Below are 20,976 nucleotides of genomic sequence, written 5' to 3'. Positions count from 1 at the left end.
GCTGGCGGCCACGCATCAGGCTGGAGATCCATCAGCGTTTACATCGTTTTTCAACGGGCGGCTCAAGCTCCGTGTTGTTGCGCGGCGCGCAGCTTGTCGAACGCCTCTTAGACCGTCGTGTGCCGGAAGAGGATATCCTCTGGAATTTCGGCATCGACATTCCGACATCACACATCCGTGATAAAGGCGTTTGCGGCTCGACGGGACCCTCCAACCCGAGGTCGCGAACAGAACCTGAATGACTGCCTCGTTTGCTATATGCGAATTGTCCGTGGGCGCCGCCAGGAGCTGGAACCGGCCAATCGACTTTAATTCTGGCTAGCTGTGCCCAGAATCGAGAAAAACGCCGGATTCATGCAGGCACAGCGGCCAATTTGCAGGAACCACCCCCCTGGGCACTGCTACTTATCTGGAATGAGGGGACTGTGGAGCTTCCGTCAAAAGGAAGCCAGATGTTCCGGGTTGAGGCCGTAGATCATCGTGGTCGTGTGAACATGAAGTGATGATAAAGCCGGCAAACAGGGAGGATAAAATGAGCCAATACTCATATAATCGTCGTGCGCTTATGAAGGCAATGCTGGCGATTTCGGCGACCCCTTGGGGGATTAACTCGAGGGCGTTCGCCTCGTCGTGCGACGATCGCATCCTGCGAATCGGCGGACTGGGTGGAGGCCCTGATTCGATGAACCCCTTCGCCACTTGGGGCTCCTTTTGGCCCTTGGCTATTTGCTATGATTTCTTGGTCTGCATAGACGCCCAGCGATACGACGATCGAAAGGGCTTTGCCCAATCTTGGTCCGTCGCCGACGACAACCTCACTTGGACCTTCAAGATCTGGCCCGGCATGAAGTGGTCGGACGGCCAGCCTGCTACCGCTAGGGACGCGGCGTTCACTTATAGTTATTTGCACGATTCCATAGGCAAGCCCGACGAGCTAAACGTCGGGTGGAACAGCACCAGCGGTCTTGAGAACGTCGAGTCCATCAAAGCGTTCGACGACGAGACTTTGCAGATCGTGACCAAGTTCCCCGCGACCTGGCCAATAGACAATATCATAATGATCGTTCCCGAGCACATTTGGAAGGACATCAGCTATGCTGACGCACGCGTAACCTTCCGCAACGATCCGCCTTTGGTGGGTACGGGACCTATGATCGTTTCGGAGTTTCACCAGGGCCAGTTTACACGCCTGACGCCGAACCCCTATTTCCGTACGGGGAAGCCCCAAATCGCGGGGGTGATCCTGCGGTCCTTCGATGCCGCCGATCCGATTGCGCAAGGTCTTAAGAGCGGGGAACTCGATTATGGCAACTACCTGACGTCCGCCCAGTGGGCTGATCTCTCGAAGGATCCCGACATTGTAGTCGGTGAATCCCGCATAGCTCAGAAAACCTATCTCGCCTTCAACACCGCTTCGGGAGATGGCGCAGGTAGCACCAAGGCTCTGCAGGATCCGGCGTTTCGCGATGCGCTCGGCTACGCGATCGATCAGAAGGCCATCGTCGATCGAGCCATGCGCGGACACGCCGACCCTGGTGTCGGACTCGCAATGCCGGTGGCGGCCGATTACTATTCAGATCTGAACGACATCAGGCGCCACTTCGATCTCGCCGAAGCCAACCGCCGGCTTGACGCCGCAGGGTACCGGGACACGAACGGCGATGGCATTCGGGAGGACAAGGACGGGAAGAGTTTCCAGCTAGAGCTGGTGTCTGGACCTTCAGCAAATATAGAGATGCCGGTCGCGGCAGTGCAGTTTATCGCTGGCTGGTTGGAGCAAATCGGTATCCCTGTATCGGTGACTCGGCTCGACTCCGGTGCGCTGAGCGCCCGCGCCGCAGCTCCGGCGAAAGGCGGCGGAGGGTGGGATCTGCTCATTTCCGATACCTGGCAAGGCCCAACACCTAAAGACCTGCTCATCTTCGGCAGCAGCAATTCCATCGGCATCAAGAACAAGGCGTACTGGACGAATGCGGAGTTCGACAAACTGTTCGCGGAGGTGCAGGTCACCGTTGACCTCAAGAAAAACCAAAAGCTGGTCGACCAGGCAGCGCGACTAATTTATACTGAAGCGCCTTACATCGTACTATGTTACCCCACCCTGCTCGAAGCCCACCGGAGGGATTGCTTCGAGGGTTGGGGAAAGCAAGGCATCATGTCGATGGACAGCTACTTCCCATTCGATCGCTTGAAGCCGGTGCCCGCGCCGTGAACGGAGGGGGAGGGAGCCGTCACATCCTGCGCATCATCGTCAGGGCCTCTATAACCCTCCTGATGGTGGCAGTCCTGAACTTCATCCTATTCCGAGTTATTCCAGGTGACCCTGCATCTCTTTTGCTTGGCGGGGCGCGCGTCAGCGTCACCGCCGAGCAGATTGAGGCGCAGAACCAACGTTGGGGCCTTGACCGGCCGCTGTTCCCGGACCAGGCGGTCGACTACCTGTCGGCAACACTCCGCGGCGATTTCGGCTACAGCTTCAAGTTCAGGGGCAGGCATGTCGCAGACCTGATAGCGGAACGCCTGCCGGACACCATAGTCCTAGTCGGGGTTGCTCAGATAATGGCAATCGTTATTGGGGTGATGCTTGGGATCTACGCAGGCTGGCGCCGGGGAGGAGCCGGCGACCGTATCGCAACCGGAGCCTCTCTGGCGCTCTATTCTACGCCGGCTTTCTGGCTCGGCATGATCCTGGTGGTAATCTTCAGCACGGCATTGGGTTGGCTCCCGGGCTATGGTGCATACTCGCCCGGCCTGATCACGGGCTCTCTTGGTTCGTTCCTCGACTACCTGCAACATCTCACGCTTCCCGCCACTGCGGTGGCGCTTGGGCTAATCGGCCAGTACGTCGTCGTCGCTCGTGCCGCAATGAGTGACGTACTCACCGAGGATTACATGGTAACCGCACGGGCGAAAGGGCTGACCAACGGTCAAATGCTGATGCGTCATGCATTTCGCAATGCAATGCTACCGGTCGTGACCTTGATCACCCTCAATATTGGCTATGTGGTCGCCGGGGCCATCACTGTCGAAGCCGTTTTCGCCTGGCCGGGTATCGGCGGGCTGACGGTGGAAGCACTCAACGCACGGGACTACCCAGTCCTTCAAGGCATATTCCTGTTGCTTGGCGTTTCAATTGTTCTCGCAAACCTCGTAGCCGATCTTGCCTACAGCCTTCTAGATCCGAGGGTCCGACAATGAGCGACAATATTGTTCGATATTGCCCGCGAGGCCGGGCGCGCGCAATAAAAGGCTTTCTGCGTCAATTTCTCAGCTATGGCGGTGCTCAGGTGGGCCTCGTATGTCTGGTATTCTTTCTTGTTGTGGGAGCGGTCCCCAATATTCTGGCGGGACCGCTCCAGACTGCGATCAATGCAACTGGCGATTTCCTCGCACCCCCATCAGGCGAGCATCTGCTCGGCACGGACGAAATCGGGCGGGACGTGCTCAATCTGGTCCTCCATGGTGCCCGGATCTCGCTTACGATTGCGCTACTCGCGACTGTGATCAGCCTCGTCGTTGGGACTACAATCGGTACGACCGCTGGCTACTATGGTGGCAGGGTCGACGTCTGGCTGATGCGCTTGACAGACTTCTTTTTTGTCATGCCGTCCTTCGTGCTGGCGCTGGTCATTACACCCGTGGTTCTCGAGGTGATGGGGCGCGGTGGAGAAATCCTGGGCTTCCGTCCTTCTCTTTTCGTGATCATTGTCGTTATAGGCATGACAAGCTGGTCCTTTGTTGCACGTATCGTCCGGAGTCAGACACTGTCGCTTAAGGAGCGACCATTCATTGATCGTGCGCGCGTTGCGGGTAGCAGTAATTTCGGCATCATGGTGCGGCACATCCTCCCCAATCTCGTGCCGCAAATCGCAGCCAATGGTGCGCTGGTGGTCGCCAGCGCAATCTATGTCGAGACATCGCTCTCATTCCTTGGACTCGGGGACCCGTTGCAGCCTTCATGGGGCACTTTGCTTTCGCTCGCTCAGCGCGCCGGCGCGGCCAGTGCTGGAGCCTGGTGGTACCTCGGCGCCCCAGGACTGTGCGTACTCACGGTTTCGCTTAGCTTCGTCCTGATTGGCAGTGCCCTTGACGACACGTTCAATCCACGGCGGAGGGTGATCCCATGACCAGCTCCTCCCAGGACAAAACACCGCTTCTGGAAATAGACCGGCTCTCTGTCGATTATGGGCTCAAGGGCGTTTCATTGCGAGCAATCGACGGCGTAAGCTTCGCGCTCCGAGCCGGAGAGGCCGTGGGCCTCGTCGGAGAATCGGGCAGTGGCAAGACCACGACCGCGATGGCGATCGCTGGTCTACTATCACCCAACGCGCGGGTCAGCGGCGGCCAAGTGCGCTATCGTGGCAACCGACTGCCGATCGACGATGATGCGGCGATGCGGCCACATCGCTGGAGCGAAACGTCCGTTGTCTTCCAGGGCGCGATGAACGCACTTAATCCTGTTCACCGCATTATCAAGCAGATCGCCGAGCCATGCATGCTGAAGCTCGGCATGTCGCGGGGCGAGGCGACCAAGCGGGGAAGTGAGTTGCTTCAACTGGTCGGCATCCCGGCGGATCGTGGTTCCGCCTACCCTCACGAGTTGTCGGGCGGAATGCGACAAAGGGTGATGATTGCCATGGCGCTCGCGTGTCGACCTTCGATTATCATTGGTGACGAGCCCACCACAGCGCTCGACGTCATCACTCAGGCTCAGATCCTTAACCTGCTAGGCGACTTGCGATCGCAGTTGAGCCTCGCCCTGATTTTGATCACCCACGACCTTTCTGTGGTGGCTAAGTGTTGTGATCGCGTAATGATCATGTACGCGGGCCGCATCGTCGAGGATGGCACTGTCGCCGAGATTTTCGCCCAGCCCAAACATCCCTACACCCGACAGCTGATCGAATCGATCCCGAACCCAGCGAGCGGCAAAAAGATGATCCGGCCAATACCGGGTGATCCTCCCAACTTGGTGAATCGACCCTCGGGCTGCGCTTTCCATCCGCGTTGCCCGTCGGTCATGGGGGGGTGCGCGACCGAAGTCCCCAGCCTCAATAAGTTCGGGCGGGGACGTGTCGCCTGTCACCTTCACCGGTCCTTGACGCAAGAAGACAAGGTCGCTGTTCATGCCTGACACTGCCGGCATCCTGCGTCTCGAGAGCCTGCAAGTTCATTTTCCTATCCAGGGCGGTCTGTTCGACCGTGTCCTGGGCCGATCTGTCGGCGCCATGCGCGCGGTAGACGGGATCGACCTCAACGTCGGGCGGGGCGAGATCGTCGCCCTGGTCGGCGAATCGGGAAGCGGCAAGACCACTGTGGGCCGCGTCATCACCAAGCTTGCCAAGCCGACTGGCGGCAGAATGCTGTTCGAAGGCCGCGACATGAGGTCGGTAGAGGGCTTCTCGGCTCTACGTCCGTACCGGCGTCGCGTGCAAATGATCTTCCAGGACGCTTATCAGGCCCTCAATCCGCGACACACCGTGTTCGACATCGTGGCGGAGCCGTTGCAGTCCCTGCGGCTGGTCGGTAACGCCACTCAACTCGCCGACCGGGTGAGTGAAGCGCTTGCGGCCGCTGGGCTCAATCCTCCCGGCGATTTCTTCGCCCGCTTCCCGCACGAGCTATCCGGCGGGCAGCGCCAGCGCGTCGTGATTGCAGGAGCGCTTGCCGTCCGGCCGGAACTCATCGTTGCTGATGAACCTGTATCGATGCTCGATGTCTCGATACGCGCTCAGATTCTTCAGGTCCTGGTTGACTTGCGCGACAGGCACAACATGGCGCTGCTGTTCATCACCCACGATTTGCCCCTTGCCTGGCTGATCGCCGACCGGATTGCGGTCTTGTATCTTGGAAAATTGGTCGAGATTGGTAGCGCCGACGAGATCACATTCAACCCTCGCCATCCGTATACCGTCGCCTTGCGCAACGCCACACCGCAGATTGGCGGCAACGCAGGTCGCGCCGAGTTGCCGGCCCTGCAGGGCGAGGTTCCAAGTGCCGCGCGCGTGCCGAAGGGCTGCCGTTTCCATCCTCGTTGCCCGCTTGCCTTCGACCGTTGCAAAGCTGAGGAGCCGCCGGCGATCGAAGTTGGACCACAGCACCTGTCAGCCTGCTGGCTCGCTAAGTGAAAGGCATGCAATCAGCGCCACCCCAATGAGCGTATTCCATCTGGTATTGCACAGGCAGGTGGGCTGGAACACCACCATGCAGATAGAATGCTGAGACCCGTCGAAATTGGCCACTCCATCTTGAATCAGTCTCAATGTCTGGGAGGCACTCTGAAGTGTGTAATGAACTAGGCCCGATTAAACCGCCAACGCCGCGATACGAAGTGGTTTTGCAGACCGGCTTGCGCGTTCCAATGCGGGACGGCGTTGAGCTCGCCACGGACCTGTATCGGCCTATTGGTTACACTGGGGAACTCGGGTCAATCCTTATCCGAACTCCATACGGTAAGACGCCCTATCGCTGTCCGGTTGAGCCTCGCCACAAAGTGGCAAGAATGTTTGCTGGACAAGGGTTCGCTGTACTTGTGCAGGAGCGTCGTGGCGTCTTCGATTCCGGCGGCGTATACGCTAGGGAACATATAGGGGACGACGGTTATGACACGCTGTCCTGGATTTCGCAGCAGCCATGGTCGAATGGACGCGTGGGCACATATGGGTGCTCGGCGCTTGGTATCGCGCAGGTTTTGCTGGCGCAGTTGTGCCATCCAGCCCACCGATGCGCAATTGCGCAGGGATCGGGCGGCGCGAACGGCTCTGCCGGAGGGCGATATCGCAACGGGGATCTCCGTCTCGGCGGTGCGGTGGAGGTTGCCGCGTTTGTCCCCTGGTTCCACCAAACCGCAGCGAAGGACCGGTCCCGAGTGCAACCGAAAAGCGATGAGGAGTATCAGCGGGCTTTCGCGTCGCTGCCGCTCGTCAACATGCTTAAGAGCCTTGGGGGACCGCCGACTGACTGGGAGGACTGGGTCTCGCGTGACCCAGGCGATCCCTGGGGGGATCGGAATGGGATGCTTAGCGAGGACTCGACCATCGACGTCCCAGCCCTGTTCGTGAACTCGTGGTACGACGTGGGGGCTGCCGACGCGCTTCACCAGCAGCGCGTTTTTAGTGCTCGCGGATTGAGCCCGGCGGCACGCGATCACCAACATATCATTCTGTCGCCAGCCACGCATTGTGGCACCGAGAGTCTCAAAGCCCCGACGGTTATCGGCGAGCGCGAGCTGGGCGACGCGCGCCTGGATTGCTGGCAGATCTACCTGGACTGGTTCGACTGCTGGCTGAACGACAAGCCCGACCGGATCGAGGGAATGCCCCGCGTCCAGTACTACGTGATGGGTCGCAACGAGTGGCGTGCCGCGTCAGAATGGCCCCCTCTTGGTGTGGAACTGCAGCACTGGTTCCTCCGCAGCGGCGGGAATGCCGCGACCCGTCTAGGCGACGGGACTCTTGATGTAGAGCCTCCGAGTGCCGACGAGCCGGCTGACACGTTTACCTACGACCCTGGGGATCCGGCGCCGTTCTTGGGGATGGACGGCGGGAAGTCAAGTGGAACTACTATAGGACCCCGCGATTACCAGGACGTCCAGCTTCGTCCAGACGTCCTCTGCTTCACTTCACCGCCCCTCACAGAGGGCATGGAGGTTACCGGATTTGTCCGGGCGGTCCTCTTCGTCTCTTCTTCGGCCCCGGACACGGACTTCGTGGCCAGACTGTTGGACGTACATCCCGATGGCCGTGCGATTGACGTGGTGGACGGGATACTGCGCGTCCGCTATCGCGAGGGCTTTGATCGGGCTGTTTTCATGGAACCGAGCGTTATATGCAAAATCGAGATTGATCTCGACGCCACAAGTAATTGGTTTCCGGCCGGCCATCAAATTCGCCTGGAAATCACTAGTTCGGCCTTCCCGCGGTTCGACCGCAACCTGAATACGGGAGGTAACAACTGGGACGAAACTGAATGGGTAGTGGCTCGGAACACGATTCATCACTGCGAGCAGTTCCCCTCCCACGTACTGCTTCCTGTGATGACAGCGATGGGGTCCCATGCCGGCAAGGCGAATTTGAACAGCTTGCCGCCTGGCTAGCCTACCTCCACTATTTCAAACAAACGGTGATAACAAGCTGCGATCGGTCGGGGAGCCCGTCGCTTCTCACATCAAGCAGCTTGCCCCATCGGCCCGCGTCAATCAGCATGGAATGGGGGTCCATGGATCGGCACATAATGGCGGTGAGACTCACAATTGATGTTTTGCACAGCGGCGTAGGCGCGCTGTCACATTGATTTAAGCAATAGGGAAATTGGGGTGGCAACGCGCCATCATTGAGTGCCGGACCTGCTAGAGAAGCACGGTTGAGTTTCTTTTCAAACAACTTAGCAACGGCACAGAGTTCATCGTTGTACTGTGAATGCGACGAACACACCACCGTGCAGATAGAATGCTGAGACCCGTCGAAATTGGCCACTCCATCTTGAATCAGTCTCAATGTCTGGGAGGCACTCTGAAGTGTGTAATGAACTAGGCCCGATTAAACCGCCAACGCCGCGATACGAAGTGGTTTTGCAGACCGGCTTGCGCGTTCCAATGCGGGACGGCGTTGAGCTCGCCACGGACCTGTATCGGCCTATTGGTTACACTGGGGAACTCGGGTCAATCCTTATCCGAACTCCATACGGTAAGACGCCCTATCGCTGTCCGGTTGAGCCTCGCCACAAAGTGGCAAGAATGTTTGCTGGACAAGGGTTCGCTGTACTTGTGCAGGAGCGTCGTGGCGTCTTCGATTCCGGCGGCGTATACGCTAGGGAACATATAGGGGACGACGGTTATGACACGCTGTCCTGGATTTCGCAGCAGCCATGGTCGAATGGACGCGTGGGCACATATGGGTGCTCGGCGCTTGGTATCGCGCAGGTTTTGCTGGCGCAGTTGTGCCATCCAGCCCACCGATGCGCAATTGCGCAGGGATCGGGCGGCGCGAACGGCTCTGCCGGAGGGCGATATCGCAACGGGGATCTCCGTCTCGGCGGTGCGGTGGAGGTTGCCGCGTTTGTCCCCTGGTTCCACCAAACCGCAGCGAAGGACCGGTCCCGAGTGCAACCGAAAAGCGATGAGGAGTATCAGCGGGCTTTCGCGTCGCTGCCGCTCGTCAACATGCTTAAGAGCCTTGGGGGACCGCCGACTGACTGGGAGGACTGGGTCTCGCGTGACCCAGGCGATCCCTGGGGGGATCGGAATGGGATGCTTAGCGAGGACTCGACCATCGACGTCCCAGCCCTGTTCGTGAACTCGTGGTACGACGTGGGGGCTGCCGACGCGCTTCACCAGCAGCGCGTTTTTAGTGCTCGCGGATTGAGCCCGGCGGCACGCGATCACCAACATATCATTCTGTCGCCAGCCACGCATTGTGGCACCGAGAGTCTCAAAGCCCCGACGGTTATCGGCGAGCGCGAGCTGGGCGACGCGCGCCTGGATTGCTGGCAGATCTACCTGGACTGGTTCGACTGCTGGCTGAACGACAAGCCCGACCGGATCGAGGGAATGCCCCGCGTCCAGTACTACGTGATGGGTCGCAACGAGTGGCGTGCCGCGTCAGAATGGCCCCCTCTTGGTGTGGAACTGCAGCACTGGTTCCTCCGCAGCGGCGGGAATGCCGCGACCCGTCTAGGCGACGGGACTCTTGATGTAGAGCCTCCGAGTGCCGACGAGCCGGCTGACACGTTTACCTACGACCCTGGGGATCCGGCGCCGTTCTTGGGGATGGACGGCGGGAAGTCAAGTGGAACTACTATAGGACCCCGCGATTACCAGGACGTCCAGCTTCGTCCAGACGTCCTCTGCTTCACTTCACCGCCCCTCACAGAGGGCATGGAGGTTACCGGATTTGTCCGGGCGGTCCTCTTCGTCTCTTCTTCGGCCCCGGACACGGACTTCGTGGCCAGACTGTTGGACGTACATCCCGATGGCCGTGCGATTGACGTGGTGGACGGGATACTGCGCGTCCGCTATCGCGAGGGCTTTGATCGGGCTGTTTTCATGGAACCGAGCGTTATATGCAAAATCGAGATTGATCTCGACGCCACAAGTAATTGGTTTCCGGCCGGCCATCAAATTCGCCTGGAAATCACTAGTTCGGCCTTCCCGCGGTTCGACCGCAACCTGAATACGGGAGGTAACAACTGGGACGAAACTGAATGGGTAGTGGCTCGGAACACGATTCATCACTGCGAGCAGTTCCCCTCCCACGTACTGCTTCCTGTGATGACAGCGATGGGGTCCCATGCCGGCAAGGCGAATTTGAACAGCATCGCTAGGTGTTTAGATTGTGGTATTCGGCTTTGCCCCCCGCCTTGAACGGGTTGTTTTGAAGTGCTGCGCTTCGAGATGATGACAAAACGTGGTCTGTGTGAACAGCCACAAGCATCAGGAAAGGAAGCGCAGCATGAAAAATTATGCCGGACTGGACGTCTCCGTGAAAGAGACCACCGTTTGCATCGTGAGAAGGGCGCCGAATTTGCCGAGAGATGAAGGTTGCTAGTCATCCGGACGATCTTGCTGACGCATTGAAGAACCCCGCATGGAATCTCGCCCGGATCAGGCTTGAAGCCGGCCCCTTATCCCAATGGTTGGTCTGGCGGCAGCCGGACTACGTGACCTGTATCGAGCCCCGTCATTCCAAGGCGTTCTCAAGGCACAGGTCAACAAGACCGACCGCAACCATGCTCGCGGCATCGCGCAGATATGCGGGTTAACCTGTTCCGGCCCGTGCATGTCAAGAGTAAGCGGTATTCTCGGGCCACGGCCTTGAGCTCGAGCTTGTTGATGTAGACCCAAGGCAGGAGATCGTCGATCTGGCTGTTGGGGTGGCCGTTGACGATCCTGGTGAGGACATCGGCGAGATAAGCCGAGCGGTTCGACACCATTGAGCTTGCAGGTTTCGATCAGCGAGGCGATGACTGCCCAGTGTTCGGCGCCGCCGTCAGAGCCTGCGAAGAGCGCGTTCTTGCGGTTGAGCGCGAAGACTGATTCATTATGCACCCCCTCTTCAAATGGCGGGAAACAGCGATTTCTGATTATCGTCGTTGATGATACGCGGAGATTTGCGCGCCAAATCGGCCTTGATCCGTTCATCTTCAAGGTCGCTGGCGCGGATCTGGTAGGGCGCGCCGCGCATGACCTGCTCGGCTGGTAATATGCCGTCCCTGACGAACCGGCGGATTTTGACGTGCGACACGCCAAGCTTCGCGGCCGCGTCCGACATGGTAAGCCACTCGCCGTTCTTGTCGGAAGACCGATAGCCGCTGATCTTGTGCACCGTGCGCAGGGATTGGACGCGTCGCGCCGTCCAGGTCTTTCCCTGACCCGTCTTCATGCCCATGCGGTTGAGTGTGGCGGCGATTTCGGCATCCGACCATCGCGTTGCCATGGATCGCATGACCGCCAGAGCCTCCTCAGGCGTACTCTGGCCATGCTCTCCGGATTTGGACTTGCGAACCCTTACCTGGGAATGCTGGCCCCCATGCCAATGGATGGTCAGGATCACATCGCGCGCGTCGTCATCGACGTCCGCCACAATGTCCTTGATGAGCGCGCGCAGCAGTTGCTGACGGAACCGCATATCGACACCCGGCGCATTCCAGGCGGCTTCGAGATCCTGGGCGAGGCCGGTGAAGTCAGGGATCGCGTCGACAGGCTCCATACGCTGGACTTCACTGAGCCGGGCCTCGCAGGTCTCCACGCGCCTGAGCCTAGCTTCCCAGTTCCTCTCGAGCTGGGCCGCTATAAGCCGGTTCTCCGGGTCGCAGGCGGCGTAGCGGCGCTCGGCGAGCGATGCCTCATAGCGTGCCTGCTGCAGGTCCATCTCGATCATCTGCCGCCGCCTGGCTTCGCTCTCCAGCTGCATCTGTTCAGCCTCCAACGCCGCCTCGATCGCCATCGGCGCAACCGCCTCCAAGGCTTCGCGGGCCACCGCCGCATCGGTGCGAAAGCCGTTGAACGACATGCATCGCGCCTGCGCCATCATGGTGTTCTCGCAACGATAGACCGGGTAACCTTGGCCACGTCCGGCATACGTGACAACCAGTCTTCGCCCGCATCGACCACAGGAGAGAAGACCCGGGAGCAACGCGCGACCGCCGCGGCCCGACTTGACGCCGCCGGCTTTGCCATAGGCGTTGGCGGCGAGAAGTTCCTGGTTCCGTTCGTACTCGCTCCATCCGATATAGCCTTCGTGATGCTCCTTGAGCACCACCGCCCAATCGCTGGCCGGCTTGTAATGACCATAGCTCTTGCGGACGCGGCCATCCACGATCTCGGTGCGCTTCTCGCTCTTACCATAGACATAAGCGCCGGCGTAGAACGGGTTCTTCAGGACGGAGATCACGTTGCGGTAGCGGACCGGAACCCAGGCGAAGGACACCATCTTCTTGCCGTCGGAGGGTCTGGGGAAATGCACGCCATCGTCGATCATCGAGATCAGGACCTGGCGGGCACTGCCGAGTTCGCGGAAACGCGCGAATATCAGGCGAATGGTCTCCTGCAGGCGTATATCGGGATCGAACCCGAGACCGTAATCCCGGTGCCAGACGTAGCCGAAGGGCACAGAGATGCGCAGTTCGCCGCGCTGTGCCTTGGCGCGGTCAGCTTCGTACATGCGAGCACGCAGCACCCCGAGTTCGAACTCGCTTATGCTCCCCTTCATGCCGAGCAGCAGGCGATCGTTCGGCAGTCCCGGATCGTAGACTCCGTCCAGATCGATCACCCGTGCATCGACTTCGCCGCACAACTCGAGCAGCCGATGCCAGTCCGGTCCGTTGCGAGACAGGCGGGACGCCTCCAGGCAAAGCACAGCGCCCACATGACCGGTGCACAGATCGTCGACCAGGCGTTCGAAACCGGGACGTTCCACAGCTCCACTTGCGGTGCGTCCCAAGTCCTCGTCGATCACCTCAACCTTGCGGAATCCCCAGCGCCGCGCGACGTCGACCAGCTCATATTGCCGACGCTGGCTCTCAAGATTGAGCTGCACTTGCGCCTGCGTGGACTGACGTACATAGACAACGGCCTTGCGCTTGAGGATGGTGGCCGGAATCAGATTACGGCTCGTCATCGCGGCTCTCCTCCGTCACGATACCGGCGGCGGCCATCAGCACATTGGCGAGCCGGGCGATCACGATCGTTCGTTGCGCTGCGCTCAGCCCGACTAGCTTGTGCGAGTCGAGCGCATGCTGAGCTGGCGAACGATCACGAGAGATCGTGTCGGTGGCGGCAAGGTTCTCATTTTGAGTCTCCCCGATGATGAAACCATCCGGAGAGCCTCGCCGGAAACGGCGCTGGATCAAGAGCTTGTTCAGTTCAAGCAGTGCAGCAAGCGACGCGCGCGGGGAGCCCAGATCCATTGCTGCGCACGGGACTTCGACCTCCTGCCCAACATGGGCAGAATGACCCCGAGATTGCGATCGGACGGATCGAGCGTTCGACGGTGTTGCTGTCGATCTCGATGCGGCCGTCGTCAAGGAAGTGCGAGAGGCCTTCCCAGCGTGAGAGCGTGTAGCGGATTGCCTCTGCGAGCTTGGTCTTCTGACTGATCAGGCCGAGCTTCTCACGCAGCCAGGGTTCGAGATCGGCGACGATGGCGCGGCTTTTGTCCTGACGCATCGCGCGGCGCTCGTTGGCCGATCGGCCACGGATGTCATCCTCGATCTTGTAGAGTTCGGCGATCCGTCTCAGCGCGTCACTGGCGATCGGCGCGGGACCGGCTGCTGCCAGTTCATAAAAGCGCCGACGGACATGCGCCCAGCAGAAGGCGAGCGTGACGCCGCTTTTGTCGGCCAGCACGCGATAGCCGCCATAGCCGTCGACCTGCAAGATTCCGGTGAAGCCTGCGAGATGAGCGATCGGACGCTCGGCCTTTCGGTCCGGCGCATAGACATAGGCGACGCCCGGCGGGTCGCTCCCCTCCCATCGTCGGTCATCGCGGGCATAGGCCCAGAGTTGACCTGTCTTAGTCTTGCCGCGGCCGGGATCGAGCACCGGCGCGGTCGTCTCGTCGGCGAAGAGTTTTGCCGAGGACTTCAGCTTGCCAAGCAGCCGCTCATGCACCGGACGCAGGTGCCAGGCGGCGCGGCCGACCCAGTCGGCGAGCGTAGAGCGATCGAGATTGATACCCTGCCGGGCGTAGATTTGCGCCTGACGATAGAGCGGAAGGTGATCGGCATATTTTGAGACCAGCACCTGGGCGACCGTTGCCTCGGTCGGAAGACCACCCTCGATCAGCCGGGCCGGCGCCGGAAGCCTGAACCACGACGTCCTCGCAGGCGCGGCAGGCATATTTGGGCCGGCGCACGACGATTACACGCAGCTGCGCCGGAACGATGTCGAGCCGCTCGCTCACGTCCTCGCCGATCCGATGCAAGCCATTGCGGCAGCATGGGCAGGCATGGTCCTCGATGTCGACGACCATCTCCACGCGCGGCAGATGGGGTGGCAGCGCGCCCCGGTTGGCCCGGCGCCTCGTGGCCTTTGCTTGCCGCTCGGCGGGAGCAGATTGCTCCTTCTCTTCCTCACCGGCGGCCTCGATCTGCTCCGCCTCTTCGAGCCCCAGCAGCAATTGATCCTCGGGGAGCGTCTCGGCACGCCGGCCGAAGCGGTGACGCTGCAATTCCTTGATGATCTGAATCAGACGGGCATTCTCGACGTCGTGCGCCAGGACCATCGCCTTCAGCGCGTCCGGATCGTCGGGAAGCTGGTCAGCCGTCATCGCCATGAACGGATCAGACCATATTCGCCGACAGCCCGCGACAGCGGAATCTAGGCTGATTCACTTCGTCGCGGGTCAGCCCGCCTGGGCTGGCACGCGGGTCCGGCGCGCCTCATGGACTCGCCGCCAGTCGAGACCTTCGAGTAGCGCCGAGAGCTGCGCGGCCGTCAGCCGCATCATGCCGTCATGCACTTTCGGCCAGCGGAACTCCCCATCCTCCAAACGCTTAGCAGGCAAACCCCGGTGCCATCCCAGAAGATCAGCTTGATCCGGTCAGTCCGCTTCGCCCGGAAGACGTAGACGGCCCCGCTGAACGGATCGGCCCCCATTGTCTCTCGCACCAGCGCCGCCAATCCCTCCGCACCCTTGCGGAAGTCGACGGGCTTCGTCGCCACCATGACCTTGACCGCACCCGTCGGCCCGATCACGACGTCGCCTTCAGCGCGCGGATCACTGCGGCCACCGTCTTGGTATCGGCGCCCCGGCCGACGCGCATCGCGATGCCGTCGATCTCAAGCTCGATCATGCCGGCATCTCGGGTGGCTTGCCGTTTCCGCTGCTTCGGTGAACGGCTGGCTGCAGGTTCCGCCGCCGCCACAACCGCCGGCACAAAGGCAGGAGAATCTTGCTGCACCGAAGCGGCCTGTTTGCGCGCTTCGCGGCGCCAGGCGAAGACCTGCTGCGGCCTGAGACCATAACGGCGGGCGACCTCGGAAATGATCGCATTCGGCTCCAGCGTCTCTGCGATGATCCGCGCCTTGTCATCCACCGACCAGTGACGCCGACCGCCGGCACCGTTGATCACCTCGAAACGCCGAAGCTGCCGCTCCGGGTCAAGCGTAAGGTCAAGTCCAGACACAAGCCGATCTCCGATCCCAATACAGGATCGGCAACCTCACAGATCGCGACCACTCCCGAAAGGTGGTCCGGAAACACCGCTCTGATGTCCGCTGTCAAGGTTTGGAACGCATGAGGTCGCCCGATCCGAGGAACGGCTGCTCATTCTGATGATCGCGCATGGGTGGGGAGGCGGAACTGAAGGACGTCGGTGATCAAGCTCTGATGCGCGGGTTGGCTACCGCATTCCCGATTGTGCGTCCGGGGCTGTTCCTATCTTACTGCGGGCGTCGGTCGATTTGCCGGCCACAAAGCGTCTGACGGGCATTCCCCTGCCGTGGTCCCGCCTCCGCCCATGCGCGATATGTGCGCCATCGCGGCGAGCGATCAGGTGACGCGCGCCTCCCTTGCGACTGCCCACATAAAGCCGACCAGTTCACGGGCGATCGCGGTGCAGACGACCGTTGTCCGTTTGCCCCGAGCGCTCAGCATGCGGTAGCGGGCTGTCAGGCGGGACTGCGCCTTCCAGGCGATCTCACGCACCTTCGGTGACGCCTGCTCCAACCGGTATAGCTTCGCCTTCCCGACCTTGGGCGGATGTCGATAGGTCCAGGCGCTCTCGACCAACATGTGGCGAACCCGACCGTTGCCTGCCTTTGTGATGCCGCCGCGCCGGACTGTCTCCCCGGTTGAGCGCTCGCCGGGGACCCGACCGAGATATCCCATGAGCTGGCGTGGGCTTTCGAACCGGCTGGCGTCGCCGACTTCGGTGACGAACGTCACGGCGACAATTAGGTCTACCCCACGCAATGTCTGAAGCGCCCACACGATCGGTGCCAGCGACCAGGCCGGGACGAACTCTTCGATCACACGCTCCAGCCGCTCGACCCGCTCTTTCGAGACGCGCACCGCCTCGACCATCTCCTGGAGTGCGATCTGATGCGCGGGATGATCGAACCTTGTTCCTGAAGCCAGCGTAGATAGCGCATCGTCCAGCTCTTCTTTCGCGGATAGCTACGGCCGTGCTTGAGCATGAATGCGCTCACCTGCTGGCGATGGACCCGCAGCGTCTCGACCGCGCCCGCCCGCGCGCGAACAAGATCCCGTATGGACTCGTGCCCTTCATCGGGAACCCACACCGCGGTCAGCTCGCCGGCGCGCAATAGTCGGGCAAGGGAAATGGCGTCTCGACGGTTCGTCTTCACCCGATCGCCGGGCTTCCTTGGTATCAATGATGGTGCAACCACGGTGCACTCGTGCCCGAGCGACCGGATCAGGCGATAAAGGCCGTACCCGGTCGGCCCAGCCTCATAGCAGAAATGCACGTAATCAAAGCGGCTGGCGATCCGGCCTATGACCCGCCGCATGCTGGTCGCCGACGCGTCGACCTCACCGAAGAACCGAACCTCTCCTTCCCGGCCTGCCTCCGCAATCGCAATAGCGTTCTTAAGCTTCGCAACATCGATTCCGACAAATGCTTCTCTATAATCCGCCACGGCTCGTCCTCCTGTGGTGAGGATCGGCTCGGCCCGTCCGAGCAACCCTCGGACGCGCAGTGTAGGGCGAGCCACCTCATCGGCAGAGGCGGACATACGGTCTTACTGTCAAGACGCTGACGACCCAGAATCGCCGGGCGCTGCTGACGGCCCTCAAGTCGCTTCAGGAAAAGGCCATCGCCATCGAGAACGACATCCGTGGCCTGTTTCGTAACTTCGGTCTCAAAGTTGGCATTGTCGACGGCCGGCAAATTCGCGGATCGCATCCGGGACCCTTCCGGTGACATTCCGGAACTCGAGACATCATGGAGACGTTGCTCACCGCCCGTCGGAAACTTTGCGAGCAGTTCACGGTGCTACACGAAAGACTGTTGTCGATCGTGAGGGGTGACACGGTTTGCAGGCGGTTGATGACCGTGCTGGGCGTCGGCCCTATCGTTGCACTGGGTTTCAACGCCACGGTCGATATTCCTGCCCCCTTCAGGAATTCGAAGGACGTGGGGCCGTATCTCGGTTTGACGCCGCGGTTACATCAATCAGGCTAGGATAATCGCGTCGGCAGGTCAGCCTAGGAAGCTTGAATGGGATTGACTTCAACACGCCGAATAGACAAGTCCAGGCATTTGGTGGAGCGGATTGAGAGTGAAGCGCTCGGGCTGGGAAGCCCATGCCTTGCAGATGAACTCGTAGGGTGAGACCTTTGAGGGCCTTCAGCCTGCGGCCGAAATTTGTAGGCCGCAACAAAGTCGGCAAGATGCCGACGCAGTTGGTCATGATCGTCGTAGTGGAAACGCTTGCCCGTCGCGTCCTTGATGGTGCGGTTCATTCGCTCGACCTAGCCGGTGGTCCAAGTATGCTTTGGCTTCGTGGTTCGAAGCACAGCGCGACGATGCGGCCCCCGAACGTGCTTGCGGGCTTCCTGGCGCCGCGACGAGCGCTTGCAGGCGCTGACGGTCGCTGGCCAAAACGGTGAAGGGGGATGCTATTGCGCATGCATCTAACTCGCACGCCAAACCGCAAAACGGAATCCCGAAATCGGACTCTTTTGATCCGATCAATCCACTATGAGACGCCGATTCCGAAATAGCGGGTGTGGGCGACATTGAGGATGCGATTGATCAAGCTTACGAAGCTGTGTCCGCCGGCCGTTGCAGCTGTGCCATAACTGGAGTGTATACCAAGGGCCGGCACCGAGTTCATCTCTAGGACAAACGGTTGGCCTGAGCGATCGATCCGGAAATCGACGCGGGCATAGTCCCGGCAGTGGCAGGCACGGAAGGTCGCAACCGAAATATCCCGTAACATCGTCTCAAGCCCGCTCTCGATTTTCGCCGGGCAAATCTTGGGCACCGCTGCGGCCGCCACGTACTTCGCATCCCAATTCATAACACGCGTTTCGCGGTCACCGAAGTCCTGCTCCACTAGAGGCAAAACTTCGGGCTCCCCGTTTCCGAGCAACGCAACGCAGATTTCCCGCCCCTCGATGTATTCCTCCACTAGCGCATCCTGAGCATGCTGCGTGACGATCACTTCGACGGCCTGCCGCAACTTAGAGTGTTCATGTATGATCTGCAATCCGAAGCTGCAGTCCTCCTCCCGCGGCTTCACTACCACTGGGAATCTCAGGTCGCCGGTGTTCTCGGTGCCGCGACGCATCACGCGAAAGTTCGGAGTCGGCACGCCCTGATCGCGGATGAGCATTTTGGTAATGACTTTGTCTCCCGTCAGCCCAATCCCGAAGGGGCTACATCCAGTGTATGGAACACCGGCCATCTCAAGCATGGCAGGAACATGAGTGTAACGCTTTTCGCCCTGAATTCCCTCCGCCAAGTTGAAGACCATTCCCGAGGGGCGACCTTGCGGATCAGGTGGCATGAACCGCTCGAGACTGGCGAGCAGTCCTTTATCGCCTTCACACACTACCGTCTCGTGGCCGCCCTCTTGAAGTGCCGCCACCACATCTTCCAACGTGCCGCTATGCGGCCAAGGCTGCGGCGGCTGCGGACAAGGCTGACCGAACCGGTTAATCACACCGTTGAAATCACTGTTCGTTACGATGGCTACTCGCATGAGCTATCTCCTTTGACGTTTGTCTGCTGTCACGAAACCAATGAAAACTGGATGGAGGCCAACCGCTATATCAACATTGACGACCTGCACGAGTACAAGAGGCTCGAAGCACCATGGCTGACCCTTTTCACAACCCCCTCCACAAACATAGGTCCACCACCCGGTTCCCTCTCCGGTTCCCGACCCTTTCCGCTGGCGGTGCTCTTTTTGCCCAAGTAGCTCGAAAGACGGCGAGTTGGGTTGCGGTACCATCAATAAAGCCTTATGCAGGGTTTATGCCAAAACAGATGATAACCGGCGGATGAGAGCGCTCCGACGCGAAATGATCGCTTCAAAAACCGTGCCAACCTCGCAAAATGCACGTCGGCCAGTGCTTTGAGTTTGATATCAAACTTACGGTCATATCAGGTACTAAACTGGCCCGCACAACCACTATGTCGCAGGCGCGACAAAATCCGACAGAGATCGTATCCCAGGGGACGAGCGGCGACCCATCCGCAGTCTTTTGACGCTCGCCGGTCCCTTACATCGAGCCCTGGCGTCCAGAATTGAAGTTGGGCGAAGGCGATCCGCATAATCGTATGCCCGGCCTGGCCGGCTTCAACGTGCGAGCGCTGCAGCAGTTTCAACAATGATGGCGAGTCGGCATAAATCTTCTTGAGAGGCTGGCGCTTAATCCCGGAACAAACGCGGCAATCAGCACTTCGCCTTGCTCATTTCGATGACGGCCATAGTGTTATTGCGCGCTTCAAAAGCTGGACAGCGATTCCGCTAATTCCCGGACAGCGTTTTCACAAAAGTCCGACAGTTCGTCGAGGTTGGTCCTCGGCAGCCTGGTTGCTGTAGGGCTGATTGATTTCGGTGTTCTCGGAGTCGGTCAAGAGGGCCGAGGCTTTTTTCTTCGGATGCTCTCGCCCTGAAGGGCGATGCGGTGTGCATTGTGCACGAGCGGTCGTGTATAGCGTCGGCGACCGTGCTGTCGTTAATAAGGTCGTGCCAGCTTGCCACGGGGACCTGGGCGGTGATCAGGGTGGATTTTCTCTGATAGCGCTCCTCGACGATTTTCGAAGAGGTGGAAGCGCTGCTGATCGGAGAGAGCATGGTTGCCGAAGTCGTCGTGGATGAGCCAAGTGGACACGGGTGAGCTTGTCGATGAGGCGGGGAAAGGAACCATCGATGCGTCGCTCTCGAACAGGATAACAGTGCGGCTTCGGAAAAGTCCGGACAGGCTTTCCGGTAATCTCAATGATGAGATCCGCGCCCGCCGTTCCAAAAAAAGGTTCGGCACGAAGCCCGCATTTTTTGCACTGGGCTTACGGCGTGCTGATCCACTGTTTCGTCATTACTATTCCCGAGCCTTGCAACCGAGCCGGAAGCGTCAGGCGAATGCAGGATTCCTGCGCTCGTAGAGCGTCCCAGCTTGGTCAGCACAACCTGACGATACGCGCCATCTTGGCGGCAAAGGCATTTGACGCAGCTGAATTGTCACGATCAGACGGCAGTTGGATCCTCATTGGATGGCCAGTGTTGCAAAAATCACAGGCTGGAGATCGGACTTGCGCCCTGGTGAATTTCCGCCACCGCATCGGGGTCGGTCTTCAACCCGGCAACTTCGACTTCCCAATTATAATAGAGACCGCGGCCGGGGCTTTGGCGGAGAGGGTCAGTCCTGGCGATGCCTCTCTCGAGCCGGCCTACATTGCAGCTGCCAGGCGGTTGGTTGAGCGCGGAGCCGTCGCGATAACCAGGGACTGCGGCTTCAGTATCTGGTGCCAGGCTGCACTGGCCACGTCTGTCAAACTTCCCGT

The 20,976-nt window shown here is 60.0% G+C and carries 14 protein-coding genes and 6 pseudogenes; 10 read left to right on the top strand and 10 right to left on the bottom strand.

The annotated features are described in order from the left end of the window. The first annotated feature begins 532 nt into the window (after positions 1–532). The 8 genes and pseudogenes from P9236_RS18095 to P9236_RS18060 all read left to right on the top strand — a co-directional run. A complete protein-coding gene (locus P9236_RS18095) occupies positions 533–2,212 on the top strand; it encodes an ABC transporter substrate-binding protein (RefSeq protein ID WP_063170379.1) in 1,680 nt (559 codons plus the stop codon). After that, positions 2,209–3,198: an ABC transporter permease gene (locus tag P9236_RS18090; protein ID WP_063169344.1), complete on the top strand. Its 990-nt coding sequence runs from the start codon at positions 2,209–2,211 to the stop codon at positions 3,196–3,198. Before P9236_RS18095 ends, P9236_RS18090 begins: the two co-directional genes overlap by 4 nt. After that, complete coding sequence (locus tag P9236_RS18085; RefSeq protein WP_063169343.1) at positions 3,195–4,127, top strand: ABC transporter permease; 933 nt, start codon at positions 3,195–3,197, stop codon at positions 4,125–4,127. The genes P9236_RS18090 and P9236_RS18085 overlap by 4 nt, the downstream gene beginning before the upstream one ends. Then, the gene (locus tag P9236_RS18080; RefSeq protein ID WP_063169342.1) at positions 4,124–5,134 is read left to right on the top strand and encodes an ABC transporter ATP-binding protein; all 1,011 of its coding nucleotides are present in this window, start codon (positions 4,124–4,126) and stop codon (positions 5,132–5,134) included. Before P9236_RS18085 ends, P9236_RS18080 begins: the two co-directional genes overlap by 4 nt. After that, positions 5,127–6,128: an ABC transporter ATP-binding protein gene (locus P9236_RS18075; protein ID WP_063169341.1), complete on the top strand. Its 1,002-nt coding sequence runs from the start codon at positions 5,127–5,129 to the stop codon at positions 6,126–6,128. The genes P9236_RS18080 and P9236_RS18075 overlap by 8 nt, the downstream gene beginning before the upstream one ends. 134 nt (positions 6,129–6,262) lie before the next feature. Next, complete coding sequence (locus P9236_RS18070) at positions 6,263–8,095, top strand: CocE/NonD family hydrolase (RefSeq protein WP_082826581.1); 1,833 nt, start codon at positions 6,263–6,265, stop codon at positions 8,093–8,095. A 399-nt stretch (positions 8,096–8,494) separates the two neighbouring features. Beyond that, entirely contained in the window at positions 8,495–10,360 is a 1,866-nt protein-coding gene (locus P9236_RS18065; RefSeq protein ID WP_127365890.1) for a CocE/NonD family hydrolase, read from the top strand. Positions 10,361–10,448: 88 nt separating this feature from the next. Further along, a pseudogene (locus tag P9236_RS18060) lies at positions 10,449–10,786 on the top strand (IS110 family transposase); the annotation flags it as partial. Positions 10,787–10,830: 44 nt separating this feature from the next. Here P9236_RS18060 and P9236_RS18055 read toward each other — a convergent pair. The 7 genes and pseudogenes from P9236_RS18055 to P9236_RS18025 all read right to left on the bottom strand — a co-directional run. Beyond that, positions 10,831–11,023: pseudogene (locus P9236_RS18055) on the bottom strand (transposase domain-containing protein); the annotation flags it as partial. 28 nt (positions 11,024–11,051) lie between these two features. After that, a complete protein-coding gene (locus tag P9236_RS18050; protein WP_063169338.1) occupies positions 11,052–13,115 on the bottom strand; it encodes a recombinase family protein in 2,064 nt (687 codons plus the stop codon). Then, on the bottom strand, positions 13,102–13,404 hold the full coding sequence (locus P9236_RS18045; protein WP_063169337.1) for a hypothetical protein: 303 nt from the start codon (positions 13,402–13,404) through the stop codon (positions 13,102–13,104). Before P9236_RS18045 ends, P9236_RS18050 begins: the two co-directional genes overlap by 14 nt. Before the next feature lie 49 nt (positions 13,405–13,453). Next, positions 13,454–14,771, bottom strand: a pseudogene (locus tag P9236_RS18040) (IS66 family transposase); the annotation flags it as partial. A gap of 69 nt (positions 14,772–14,840) precedes the next feature. Continuing rightward, positions 14,841–15,193: pseudogene (tnpB, locus tag P9236_RS18035) on the bottom strand (IS66 family insertion sequence element accessory protein TnpB). Next, entirely contained in the window at positions 15,190–15,570 is a 381-nt protein-coding gene (locus P9236_RS18030) for a transposase (RefSeq protein WP_199489649.1), read from the bottom strand. Before P9236_RS18030 ends, tnpB begins: the two are co-directional and overlap by 4 nt. 419 nt (positions 15,571–15,989) lie before the next feature. Then, positions 15,990–17,194, bottom strand: a pseudogene (locus P9236_RS18025) (IS110 family transposase). 209 nt (positions 17,195–17,403) lie between these two features. Here P9236_RS18025 and P9236_RS18020 point away from each other — a divergent pair. Continuing rightward, positions 17,404–17,643, top strand: a complete 240-nt coding sequence (locus tag P9236_RS18020) for an IS110 family transposase (protein ID WP_063169335.1) — start codon at positions 17,404–17,406, stop codon at positions 17,641–17,643. A gap of 48 nt (positions 17,644–17,691) precedes the next feature. On the opposite strand, the pseudogene P9236_RS18015 reads toward P9236_RS18020, so the two are convergent. From P9236_RS18015 to P9236_RS18005, 3 genes and pseudogenes are all read right to left on the bottom strand, one after another. Then, positions 17,692–17,972, bottom strand: a pseudogene (locus P9236_RS18015) (integrase core domain-containing protein); the annotation flags it as partial. Between the two features lie 188 nt (positions 17,973–18,160). Beyond that, a complete protein-coding gene (locus P9236_RS18010) occupies positions 18,161–19,168 on the bottom strand; it encodes an ATP-grasp domain-containing protein (RefSeq protein ID WP_063169333.1) in 1,008 nt (335 codons plus the stop codon). 771 nt (positions 19,169–19,939) lie between these two features. After that, positions 19,940–20,269: an ATP-binding protein gene (locus P9236_RS18005; RefSeq protein WP_272482847.1), complete on the bottom strand. Its 330-nt coding sequence runs from the start codon at positions 20,267–20,269 to the stop codon at positions 19,940–19,942. 2 nt (positions 20,270–20,271) lie between these two features. Between P9236_RS18005 and P9236_RS18000 the strand changes: the two genes are divergently transcribed. Then, entirely contained in the window at positions 20,272–20,577 is a 306-nt protein-coding gene (locus P9236_RS18000; RefSeq protein ID WP_164548505.1) for a hypothetical protein, read from the top strand. Positions 20,578–20,976: the final 399 nt, after the last annotated feature.

It is taken from the genome of Mesorhizobium sp. WSM4884 (genome assembly GCF_029625675.1).
Lineage (GTDB): Bacteria > Pseudomonadota > Alphaproteobacteria > Rhizobiales > Rhizobiaceae > Mesorhizobium.
Note: the sequence above shows the minus strand (reverse complement) of the source record. Positions and strands in the feature narration are given on the sequence as shown.